Origin of the sequence: Peribacillus aracenensis (genome assembly GCF_025175645.1) — a bacterium.
Classification (GTDB): Bacteria; Bacillota; Bacilli; order Bacillales; family DSM-1321; genus Peribacillus; species Peribacillus aracenensis.
The window spans coordinates 69,937-82,112 of sequence record NZ_JANZMJ010000025.1 but is presented as its reverse complement, the minus strand read 5'-3'; the positions used below and the strand labels follow the sequence as shown (position 1 = coordinate 82,112).

General features: G+C 39.2%; 9 protein-coding genes and 1 rRNA gene. 3 read left to right on the top strand and 7 right to left on the bottom strand.

Annotated features, from left to right (window positions below):
• Window positions 1-99: ribosomal RNA gene (locus N0M92_RS21015) — 16S ribosomal RNA — on the bottom strand; the annotation flags it as partial.
• Between the two features lie 637 nt (window positions 100-736).
• Here N0M92_RS21015 and N0M92_RS21010 point away from each other — a divergent pair.
• Both N0M92_RS21010 and N0M92_RS21005 read left to right on the top strand, forming a co-directional pair.
• Window positions 737-1,495: an alpha/beta hydrolase gene (locus N0M92_RS21010; RefSeq protein ID WP_260287653.1), complete on the top strand. Its 759-nt coding sequence runs from the start codon at window positions 737-739 to the stop codon at window positions 1,493-1,495.
• A gap of 80 nt (window positions 1,496-1,575) precedes the next feature.
• Window positions 1,576-1,746 (top strand): CsbD family protein, encoded by a 171-nt coding sequence (locus tag N0M92_RS21005; RefSeq protein ID WP_069981788.1) that lies wholly within the window; start codon window positions 1,576-1,578, stop codon window positions 1,744-1,746.
• 94 nt (window positions 1,747-1,840) lie between these two features.
• On the opposite strand, the gene N0M92_RS21000 is transcribed toward N0M92_RS21005, so the two are convergent.
• The 5 genes from N0M92_RS21000 to N0M92_RS20980 form a co-directional block, all read right to left on the bottom strand.
• On the bottom strand, window positions 1,841-2,983 hold the full coding sequence (locus tag N0M92_RS21000; protein WP_260287652.1) for a fused response regulator/phosphatase: 1,143 nt from the start codon (window positions 2,981-2,983) through the stop codon (window positions 1,841-1,843).
• A gap of 280 nt (window positions 2,984-3,263) precedes the next feature.
• Window positions 3,264-4,097 (bottom strand): CheR family methyltransferase, encoded by an 834-nt coding sequence (locus N0M92_RS20995; RefSeq protein WP_260287651.1) that lies wholly within the window; start codon window positions 4,095-4,097, stop codon window positions 3,264-3,266.
• 32 nt (window positions 4,098-4,129) lie between these two features.
• Window positions 4,130-6,928 carry a response regulator gene (locus tag N0M92_RS20990; protein ID WP_260287650.1) on the bottom strand — a complete coding sequence of 933 codons (2,799 nt, stop codon included), beginning with the start codon at window positions 6,926-6,928 and terminating at the stop codon, window positions 4,130-4,132.
• A gap of 328 nt (window positions 6,929-7,256) precedes the next feature.
• Window positions 7,257-8,555 carry a hemolysin family protein gene (locus tag N0M92_RS20985; RefSeq protein WP_260287655.1) on the bottom strand — a complete coding sequence of 433 codons (1,299 nt, stop codon included), beginning with the start codon at window positions 8,553-8,555 and terminating at the stop codon, window positions 7,257-7,259.
• Window positions 8,556-8,754: 199 nt separating this feature from the next.
• A complete protein-coding gene (locus N0M92_RS20980) occupies window positions 8,755-9,186 on the bottom strand; it encodes a MerR family transcriptional regulator (protein WP_260287654.1) in 432 nt (143 codons plus the stop codon).
• Window positions 9,187-9,944: 758 nt separating this feature from the next.
• Between N0M92_RS20980 and N0M92_RS20975 the strand changes: the two genes are divergently transcribed.
• Complete coding sequence (locus tag N0M92_RS20975; protein WP_260287649.1) at window positions 9,945-10,370, top strand: DUF4395 domain-containing protein; 426 nt, start codon at window positions 9,945-9,947, stop codon at window positions 10,368-10,370.
• Window positions 10,371-10,413: 43 nt separating this feature from the next.
• On the opposite strand, the gene N0M92_RS20970 is transcribed toward N0M92_RS20975, so the two are convergent.
• The gene (locus N0M92_RS20970; protein WP_260287648.1) at window positions 10,414-12,168 is read right to left on the bottom strand and encodes an FTR1 family protein; all 1,755 of its coding nucleotides are present in this window, start codon (window positions 12,166-12,168) and stop codon (window positions 10,414-10,416) included.
• Window positions 12,169-12,176 lie beyond the last annotated feature (8 nt).

Genomic DNA, 12,176 nt, shown 5'->3' with positions numbered 1-12,176 from the left:
GCTAATCTCAGGGAGCAAGCTCCCGTCGATTCGCTCGACTTGCATGTATTAGGCACGCCGCCAGCGTTCGTCCTGAGCCAGGATCAAACTCTCCGAAGAAATGTTTGACTTGCTCATTTGCTTTTTTGATAGTGTGTGCTCACTTAAAATTTAACGTTGGCGCTTTGTTTTGTTCAGTTTTCAAAGAGCAATCTCACAATCGTCCTTTCGAACGGCTGTTTATTCATCATAACACTTTATTGATTAGTTGTCAACTTCTGCGAAGTTTTTAACTTATTTTAAATCGCTGTGTTTTTCAGCGACCATTTCATCTTATCATTTTCATAGTAAGAAGTCAATAGTTATTTCTTTCAGCAATCTGCCGAAAGTGATGAAGTTTTTCGTTTCTCTTAGTTGGTGCTTATTTATATTAATCCCATTTCACATTAATGTCAACGCCTTTTTTCCATTTCTTTTATTTATATCTTTCACCGGTTATTAGCTTCTTCAGTTTATCAACAATTACAAGACAATACTTATATAGTAGAAAGATTGGCAACGATATATGGAATGGACCTAATAAGTATCTTATATCCTTTTTTAATGCTACTTAATGATAATGAAATCGGATTATAACCAAGTTGACTTCACAATTTTCATTATGCTATTATATAACCAAGTAAAATAATCGGAATAGTTAATTTTATTTATAAACTTTCTATTAATAAAACTTAGCTAATTTAAAGGAGATGGGAATATGACAGCAGCAATGGTAATACCAGGTGCAGAATCTTTTTTCTTACCCGGCAATTCTATCGGCATTCTTATTTGCCATGGTTTTAACGGAACGCCACAAAGCGTAAGGTATTTAGGTGAAAAATTTGCCGCCAAAGGCTTTACTGTCTTCGCTCCTCGACTGGCGGGCCACGGAACGGATGAATACGAAATGGAAACGAGTCATTATCAGGAATGGATACAGGATGTTGAAATGGCTTATGCAAAGTTAAAACGAACCTGCACCCATGTATTTGCCATCGGACAATCAATGGGAGGCGCCCTTGTTCTCGATTTAGCTACAAAAGTTGCTTGTGATGGAATTCTCACCATCAATGCCGCTCTCCAAGTTCCTGAATATGAAAAATATCGCAACCAATCGGTTCCGCGCTTCATTCCTGAAGGCAAGGCTGACATAAAAGACGATACAACTAAAGAAATCACATATGACCAAGTTCCGGCAAAAGCTATTAATCAATTGCTCGATATAATGGAACATACCAGTCAAAAACTAGTAGACGTTTCGTGCCCGATACTTATCTTCCATTCTCCAGAAGATCACGTTGTACCAGACTCGTGTTCCTATCAGATTTACGATACTGTCATGTCCGGTGATAAGGAGATGGCCCCCCTTGAAAACTCATATCATGTGGCCTCGTTGGATCATGATAAAGATCAAATAATTGATCGGTCATATCATTTCATCCAGAGGTTAAGCAAAAGGGCAATAATCGCCTCTTAAACTCCTTTCTCCATAAAAATCAGGTTTACCCATGCCCTTCATGGGTATATATAGTATATAAAGAAAAAGGAGGTAACATAATGAGCGGTTTATCAGACAAAGTAAAAAGTACTGTAAATAAAGTTAAAGGTGAAACGAAAGACCAAGTCGGAAACGCGAAAAATGATCCTCACTTACAAGCAGAAGGTAAAGTTGATAAATTAAAAGGCAATCTCCAAGATGGCATTAGTAAATTGAAAAATGACCGTTAATTGCAAATAACCGAATAGAGAATCCACTCTCATATAAAAGTGACCCCCCTTTTATAGAGAAGAGGCGGCAGATAATCTGCCGCCTCTTCCTTCTTCAATTCGCTTGTATAACAACAACACACATATCATCAGGTTGATCTTGCTGCATTTCCGGGGGCATCAAAAAATCGATAGGGGGAGATTCTTTACAATCAAACCATCTCGTCGTGACCGCTTCTTTGATTTGGTCGAGTCCTTCCGTCCCTTCTCGATCTATTGCTTCCATGACTCCATCCGTAAATAGCATAAGCTGAATCTTCTCTTCATAATGAATGACGGATTTCTCTATTTTCATTTCAGTGAAGAACCCAACAGGACATGTCCCTTTTGAAAGGGAGGCCACTTTTCCATCGTCCATTAAAGCAAATCCCGGAGGATGTCCGGCATTCACATATTCCACTGTCTTTTGCTCTGTATCAATGATCATATAAATCGCGGTAAAATAATAATGCACTTGATTATCTTCTTTATTAAGGGTACTCATCCAGCGATTCATTTCGTTTATTACTGCCACTGGATCTGTATGTGTCCTGATGGCATCCCTCAATACGGAGGAAATGAACATGCACACAAGTGAGGCGGATATGCCATGCCCCATCATATCCAACAGGATGATCCCATACCGATTTTCATCGATGCGGTGCCAATAGTACATATCCCCTGCTAATTTATTCGCAGGTAAGTATGATGCCCTTATAGTTAAGTGGTCATTTATAATGGGTTCACTTAATAAGCTGCTTTGAACCTGCATGGAAAGATCCAATTCATTGCGGATTTTTTCATCCTGCATTTTATGCCAATCTTTTTCATATTTAAGTCTTAACCCTACGCGAATCCTCGCAAGTAAATCTATTTTATTGATAGGCTTCATTATATAATCAATTCCACCAACATCAAGTGCCTCGGCCACCTTGTTTGAATCTTCAAGGGCGGTCACAAAAATCACGGGTATATCTCTAAGGTGAGGAATACTTTGAAGTCTCCTGCACGCCTCTATCCCATCGATTTCCGGCATCATGATATCAAGCAGAATGATATCAACTGAATTCTCTTTAGGTTGCGGACTATCCACCTGTAAATATTCAAACATCTCAACAGCTGAAGTTAATGATAGAAAATCCGTATAGCCAGCTCGTTTTAGAATTTTCTCTATAACGAAAAGGTTAACCTGGTTATCATCTACGATTAAAATCGTCATTCTTTCATTCCCCTTTTGGCTTATATCGAGCGGCAACATTTATCTTTTTTTATGGATCTGTACTTTACTAAAACTCCTAAAAAAAGGAGTTCTCCATTATATTATAACGAAGTTCAGTCTCATTTAATAATGATAAACCACGCTAGCGATTTTACATGGAGACCAACTCATTATATATACCCCTTCTTCCGATATCTTAAACATAGATATGCAAAAAAAAGTGAAAAATAATGCACTGAATTAAAAAGAAAGAGTCCGCTTATATGCGGACTCTTTCTTTTTACAATTTCCGATAAATTCGTTCCTTTGAGTCAAAGTCCTCATAATCTTCCGAAAAGGATGATGTATGCAGTGTTTCCTTGCTGCCAACCGCAAGAAAACCGTCTTTACAAAGACTGTCATAAAACAACTGATTAACATAGGTCTGTAATTCACCGGTAAAGTAAATCATCACATTCCGGCACATGATGATATGAAACTCATTGAACGAACCATCAGTAACTAAATTATGCTGGAAAAACACAATGTTTTTAAGGAGACCCGAATCAAGATAAGCATTTTGATAATCCGTTGTATAATACTCCGAAAATTCCTGGTTACCCCCAGCTTGCAAGTAGTTCTTCGTATAAGACTGCATTCTATTTAAAGGTAATATTCCTTTTTCCGCATGACGGAGGACTTCTTCATTCATATCAGTGGCATAAATCCTCGCCTTATCATAAAGCCCTTCTTCCTTGAGGATGATCGCCATGGAAAAGGCTTCTTCACCGGTCGAACAACCCGCATGCCAAATTCTGATTTCAGGAAGTTTTTTCAGGAGCGGTACAATATTTAAACGAAAGGCTTTAAAAAATTCCGGATCGCGAAACATTTCAGTGACATTTATTGAAAAATCTTTCAAAAGCTTCTCGACATACCCTTTTTCATATAAAACCATTTCTATCATCCCGCTAATCCTGCGAATATGGTCCAGTCTCATTCTATTTTCAACTCTTCTTTTTATTGAAGAACGCATATATTTGCGAAAGTCAAAGCCAGAAACGGAATAAATGGCCTCTAACAATAATTCTATTTCCAAATTTTCTCTTTCTTCAATCGTTAAAGTATCCTTCATGCAAAACCTTCCTTACCCGTAAGTACTATCAATCAATTAGTCAACCATACTCTTAGGACGGATAGCAGCTGATCCAATTTCAATGGCTTGCTGACATAATCGGAAGCTCCGGCCTTCAGGCATTTTTCCCTATCGCCTTTCATAGCTTTCGCAGTTAGCGCGATGATTGGAAGTTCCTCGAACTTACTCTGCTCGCGAATTTTGGTCATCGTTTCGTAACCGTCCATGCCCGGCATCATGATATCCATCAATATAACATCTATATCGTTTCCCTTTTCAAGGAGTTCCAAACATTCGTAGCCGTTTTCAGCTGTAAGGATTTCCATCCCCTCATGCTTCAGCGCATTTTCCAGAGCAAATATATTACGGTGATCATCATCGACGACCAGTACTGTTTTATTGCAGAATGGTTTAACCTTATTCCGATTTTCTTCATCCATTATAACTACATCCGATTCTCCTTGACCGTCAAAAGCCGCGGTAGAATCATCGTGGTTAGCTGCTGCCACTTCCGGAGAAGCAGCTATTGCTTCACTGACATTTTTGAAGCCCTCTGGCATGCTTGGAATAAAGAAAGTAAAGGTACTGCCTTGCCCTTCTTCACTATCTACAATGACCCAGCCTCCCAGAAGTTTGGCAAATTCCCGGCAAATAGATAGCCCTAGGCCCGTACCGCCATATTTTCTCATCGTAGCTCCGTCACCTTGCTGGAACGCTTCAAAAATAAGTTTTTGCTTCTCTTTTGATATTCCGATGCCCGTATCCGTCACCTTAATTTCAACCCAATTGCTAGCTCCTTTTGTCTGTATCCATTGTGCTACATTTTCTTCATCGGCTTTTTGGATTCGGACAGACACAGAACCTTTTTCCGTGAATTTAAATGCATTGGATAACAGGTTTTTCAAAATTTGCTGGAAGCGCTGTTCATCCGTAAAGAAAATATCCGGAACGTTTTTACTTTTTTCTATTATAAAATCAATGTTCTTTTTCTTCGCTACATGATCGAAGTTACGGTGCAACAACTCAGGAAGTTCACTCAAATTCATTTCGTCAAAGACCACTTCAAGTTTTCCGACTTCAACTTTTGATAAATCCAAAATGTCATTAATCAACATTAATAAGTCTTGGCCCGATGAATTAATGACACGAGCGAATTCCTGTTGCTCTTCATTTAATTTACTATCATTCGGATCTGAAAGCATTTCAGATAAAATCAGAATACTATTGAGCGGTGTCCGCAATTCATGGGACATATTGGCCATGAACTCCGATTTGTATTTTGAACTTAACTTTAATTCTTCCGCCTGTTTTTCAAGATTTTGTTTTGCAACTTGAAGTTCTTTTGATTTCTCTTCAGTTTCACGATTTCTCTCTTCTAATTGTTCATTGATCATTCTCAGCTCTTCAGCCTGTGTTTGCAGTTCCTCCGATTGAGCTTGCATTTCCTCTGATTGTGACTGCAATTCTTCCGATTGAGCCTGTAACTCTTCGGTCTGTGCTTGTGATTCTTTCAATAAACGCTCTATTTCCATCCGGCCTTCTACATTATTAATCGTGATGCCTAGAGTATCAAGAACCTGGTTCAGGAAAGATTTTTGCAACTTCGTAAAAGTCTCCAAACTCGCCAGTTCAACCATCGCCACAACTTCATCCTCAAAAACGACTGGCGCAATGACAATGCTTTTCGGGTTGACTTCCCCTAATCCTGTCGTAACCAATTGAAAATCTTCAGGAATATCGTCAATGACTTTGGATTTCTTTTCAAGGGCGCATTGTCCGATCAGCCCTTCGCCAAGACGGAATTCACGTCTGCCCGAATCTTCGCCATCTCCAGCAAAGCTGGCAAGCTTCACAAAACGCATATCAACACCCTCACCCCGTTTGACGTAAAAAGCTCCAATTGAAGCCCCCATCATCGGTGCAAGTCTTGTAATGAACCGGTCAGCCAGAACCTCCACATCAACAATGCGCTGATACATGGTAGCTATATCTGCCACACGGGTCTGGATCCAGTTCTGTTCACTAATCTTTTCAGTGAAATCTTTCTCTTTTCGATTATAGTCTTCAAGAGATTCCGCCATATCATTGAACGATCTCGCTATTTCACTAATTTCATCAGTAGTTCGAACCGGAATTCTTGGTATGACCGATAAATTTTTAAAATCGATATTTTTGATGACATTCGTAATCGATTGCAGATCTTTCGAAGTACTGCGAATCATCCAAACAACCGTTACGGAAATAACCAAAATGCTGAGGATAACCGCAAAAATCACAAAACCGATCATATCTTCATAGGTTTGTTTCGAATTACTCAATGTATCTTTCATGACGTCTTCTTGGTAATCTTTAAATTCGTCCATCGTACTGATGACTTTCGTACGTTTTTCCCTTTGATCAACCATCAGGCTTGTTAAATCCGATGAGTTTCCCGACTTTATCTTTTGGATGATCTCAGCCTCCGTTATGGAGTAAGAAGCATATTGAGTCTCGAACTCTTTCAGTAATTGCTTTGCTTTCGCCTTATTTAACGTACCTGATAACCCAGCAATTTTTGATTCAATCAAACTATGATTCTCATTGATGATTTCAAGGCTCTCTGCTCTTTCTTCTTTGTTTGCATCATTAGCTGCAAACAGGATCTCACGGTCCGACCTGGAAAAAAGCTGACGGATTTCCATCGAATCTTGAACTTTTTCATAACGATTTTCAACTATTTCAGTCATGCTGCTCTTTAAATTGTTAAGCGTAATCATCATGAAAGAAAGTAAAATAGCCAAGAAAAGCAAAATTAAACCAAATCCCAACATTTGCTTCTTCTTAAAACCCATTTTCCCGCCCACCTTCGATACTTATTTATATCAGCCAAAAATAAACGGCTTTGCAAAATAAATCTTAATACTATCATCAGTACTACTTTTGAAGAACTTTTTTTATATTGAAACTTTAAAATGATATATATATAGATAGATTCATTGCTCAAAGTTAATTTTAACATTTTCCAAGCAAAAATGGTTACCTACAGTGTATTTTTTTATGGAATTTATTTTCCAATTATACAACAGTCTGCTTTAACCATTGTTATATTGTCATTGTTCGAACCAATGAGCATTAATAAAAGCCGAAAGTTTCCACTTTCGGCTTTTGTTGTGATCCTGTTTATTTAATCTTCTTCACTTCAACATATAAAACATGGTGGCCGTCCATTTCCTTTACAGTAAATTCATATCCGGCGTATTCGATTTTATCCCCGATAGCTATCTCAAATCTGCCTGTCAGGAACCATCCTCCCAATGTATCGATATCTTCCTCCGGCAAATCGATCGCAAGGGTATCATTGACATCTTCAACTAATGTTTTAGCGTCGAATACATAATGCCCTTCATCAATCTTTTGAATGAGCGGGCGTTCATCCTGGTCAAATTCATCACGGATTTCCCCGACGATTTCTTCAAGAATGTCTTCAACCGTTACAAGACCGGCCGTTCCGCCATATTCATCAGTCAAAACTGCCATATGGATCCGTTCCTTTTGCATTTTCAGCAGCAAATCATGAATGGCGATCGTTTCAAGAACACGGATGATGGGTGTCACAAAGGAATCCACCGTCAAAGCTGTTACATTATCTTCTGTAATCGTCGCTGTATAAAGTCTCTTGATATTGACCATTCCCACAACATTATCTTTATCACCGTCTATGACCGGATACCTTGTGTATTGTTCTTCTTGAATAAGTTCAACAACTTCCAATAATGGCATGCCTTTTTCGATAACGGTCATTTCCGTACGCGGAACCATGATTTCATTGGCGATACGCTCATCAAATTCAAATATCTGATTTACATATTTGTATTCCGATTGGTTGATCTCACCGCTTTTATAGCTTTCCGATAAAATGATGCGCAGCTCTTCTTCGGAATGGGCCATTTCTGACTCAGATGCTGGCTTTAATCCGAAAATGCCTGTCAGAAGACGCGCAGAACCATTCAGTAACCAAATGAATGGGTATAAAATGCGGTAAAAGAGAATTAACGGCTTTGCAAAAAGCAAGGTTACCTCTTCTGCCTTTTGAATTGCAACCGTTTTTGGAGCCAGTTCACCGACTACAACATGAAGGAATGTTACGGAACCGAAAGCGATCAGGAACGAGATGATGTGACCTATGGATTCCTCTAATCCCCATTTAGTGAACAATGGTTTTAAAATCGCCTCCACAGTCGGTTCACCCAACACCCCCAAACCTAAGGCGGTTACTGTAATCCCCAATTGACAGGCAGATAAGTACTCATCGATATGCGTTGTCACTTTCTTGGCTGCGAGGGCATTTCTATGCCCTTCTTCAATCAATTGATTGATTCGGGAACTTCTGACTTTAACGATTGCAAATTCCGATGCTACGAAAAAAGCGGTTAATGCTATTAATACAGCTACTGCTAATAACTTTATAAAAATCTCCAATATGTGCGGGTTCACCATATAGTGCCAATCCTTCTGACCTTTGGATTAGACATGTACGGCTTAATCCCAAGCACCTCCTGTATAAATGGTTATTTTCGTTTCTAAATGAGATTTTTGCCTTATAACATGAACCAAAACCATTTAGCCTATATTCGTTAATATGCACCTTCGTGCATAAAACTATAGAGATAAATTTTAATCATACCAGCAACAATAGTAATGATTGGATCAAGGCCATGCTTTCACTGGATACCTGTTTTTTTAGAAGATGCTCACTTTTTCCATCCTTTTCAATCAAGGTGATGAATTCTTGAAGTTCCTCGTTCAGGCCATCCATTTTATTCTTGAGTTGAAGACCTTTTTCCTCAATTGCTGATGCGGCTTCCATTTCCTGTTTAAGTAGTTCTTTAATTTCTTCCAATGAAAGGTTTTCTCTTTTGTATCCTTCGATACGGCGGAGCCTTTCAAGTTCACCGACTGAATAATAACGGTAATTAGAGGCGGAACGTTCTGCTTTAAGCAAGCCTAGGTTCGTATAATAATCTACGGTTCGTTTCGTAACGTTCGCCATTTCCGCCAACTCGCCAATTTTTAAAGTCTCGTTCCCAACATAACCCCTCCTAACCGTCACGTGATGGTTTGACAAACTGGAAGCATGTCATTTCCTCCATGACGTTTTATTCTATTCCATAATCGTACATTATTTTATTTGAAATGAAAAATATTTATTACCCTCTTTTTACCCTTCAATGGAAAAACAAAAACCGATTAATTGAATAATCAGTTTCAGACTGTAGTGAAACTCGCTAAAAAATAAAGTTTGTCTCGATTTTTTTGAGGGTTTATAAAACCCCGAAAGTCGTCGATTTCCACTCCAGGCACTCGCTTTCCGCGGGCGGTCCGGGAGCCTCCTCGGCGCCTTGCGCCTGCGGGGTCTCCCCTCGACGCGCTTTTCCCGCAGGAGTCTCGCACCTTACGTTCCAATCAACTTTGTTTTGAAATTTTAGGTAAAATCCCTTTTGTCTAAAAACAAAAACCGATTAATTGAATAATCGGTTTAATTTTATCATTTAATCCACGGATTTATTTTTTTGTTTTAACTGAGAATTGATTGCTCAATATCTTAGGACCGCATTGGCATAAGGAAGAATGCTTTAGCTTTTTTATTGGTGTTCCGCATGTTTCACAAACTTTTACTACCATTTATACTGTCCTCCTCACTTTAATTGCTTGTTATATATTATACTACTTTTATAATGATAATCAATATTAAATTAAAATAATTATAAACAAAGTGAGGTTTTGTCTTTGGTTTATAGCTTTCCACTTCACAAGTGATTATAATAAAGATAAAATATTATAAAACGCATAAGGAAAGTTGGTATTAGTATGACGAATGAAATCCGTTCCATTCCCCGTCCCTTAGTAAGAACGAATCAATGGGTCATTTTGTTAAGCGTAGCCACCGCCTTATTAACGGGACAAATGTGGATATTAGTGATTCCTTTAACAGCAGGACTCTTGGGTATGCTCTTTAATTTCAATCCAGTGATGCGTCTGGCCAAGCTCTTTCTTAAAAAGAAACCCTCCGATTATATTCCTGAAGATCATTCACAGCAACGATTCAACCAGGCCATAGCAGTCGTTTGCTTAGGACTTGGATTCACTTCTTTCTTGCTGGGGTGGAACGCTACCGGTTATATATTCACCTTGATGGTCGGAATGGCTTCTTTCATGGCCATTCTTGGATTCTGCATCGGCTGCTTTATCCTTTATCAATGGAAGCATTATTCCTATCGCCGATCTATTCGTTAATACCCCAAATAAAATGGGACTGACATTCGTCAGTCCCATTTTATTATTCGGTTGCACGTGTGGAATTACTCTTTTTGACCCAAATGGTGGCCAATGCAATCAGCAATAATAACACACCTTGCGGTACCAGCGTTTCCATTGTTGGATAAAGACCTATCGTTTCTACAAATGGGAAAGAGCTGATCGTATTTGTCTGTATCACTTGAGAAACCTGAAGTGAGTGGATGGAGACTCCAAGAATCTTGAAAGCCAAGGCATATATGAGTATCGTTGCCACTTTAAAGAATAGGGTCATCGGTAATTTCACACTGTATCGCAGCATGATGAAACCGATCAACACTAAAATGAGGAAGGCAAGGAAAATCCCGCTCAGCAGCTGCTTTAATTCCATATAAGGAGCCATTCCAGCATAAAAGATAATCGTCTCGGCACCTTCACGGAATATGGATAGAAAACTGATTAAAGCGAATGAGATGATGCTCCCCGTCGCAATGGCCTGGTTCATTTGCTTGCCGATATACTGGTTCCATGCATGGACATTCGATTTACTATGAAGCCAAAGACCAATTGTCAACATCATCAATACTGCCATAATACCAGTGATTCCCTCAATATATTCCCGGCTTGAAGCAGCCGTGATCTGAGAGAAAACGATATTGATTATGACCGCCAAAATGGAACTGGCAACTAAACCCGCACCAACCCCTGTCCAAATCCATTTTTGTTTGTCCGCTTGCCCGATTTTCTTTAGGAAAGACAGTAATGTAGCTACAATCAAGAGTGCTTCCAACCCTTCCCGTAAAAGGATCAGAGCTGCATCCCAGGTTGTATAACCCGTATCCTCAATTAAAGGGAGTAACCTTGTGTTTAAATCGGATACGATTCCCTTTGCTTCATCCGCCTTAACCTTTTTCGATTGCAATAGGCTGATTGCAGTCGGGACTTTCGTTTCCATGTCGCTGTAAAGCTTGCTGTCCCTTGTGGAAACCTCCCCTTCTACATTGGGCCAAATTGTTAAGATTTCATTTAGTTTATCAACGGCAGAATCGATGTCATCCTTTTCGATATCCGTTGCACTTCCTTGTAAAAGTTCTGTTACATCCCCAAGTGAATAGGTGTTTTTCTGGCTTCCCAATTCAACTTTACCAGCAAGGAAATCCTCGATTAGACCCTTCAATTCCGTTAAATTTTTTTGGGCTTTTTCCGGATCAGGTGGGTCTTGGGTAATCGCTATCCGAACAAAGGCCATTTTCGTTTCAAACTCACCATATGTAGCAACACTTTTCTCCCTGACAATAACCTCTGCATCGGTCCATTGATTCAGGAGATTGTTATATTGGACTTTGGCTTGATCAAAGTCACCTTCAGTTATCAAAGCCTCCAACTTATCTATTAATGGAAGTATCGCTTGTAACCGTTCTTTATAGTCCGTGTTGTCAACAGGGTTTTCGTTTGTATCATAAATAACAAGAGTACTTGATAATGCCGATAATTGCTTTTTGATTTCATCTGTGGAGGCTTGGTCGCTCACAGCACTTTTTACAGCGGATAGCTTCTCGTCGACTTTCCTCGCACTCTCGCTGTCCGTTTTTATCGTTTTCCAATCTTGCTCGAATAGATCGATATTCTTCGATACTCCCTCAAGGTCGCCGGATTTTACCTTCATTAAACTATCGCCAATATAAACAAAAAGCTGATCATGGTTTTCACCCGCCGAAACCATCTTTATATCAGTCGAAAGAAATAAAAGACTGACGATTAAAACCAATATCCCACTCTTCCATCTAGAAACCTTCATAGTGGTCA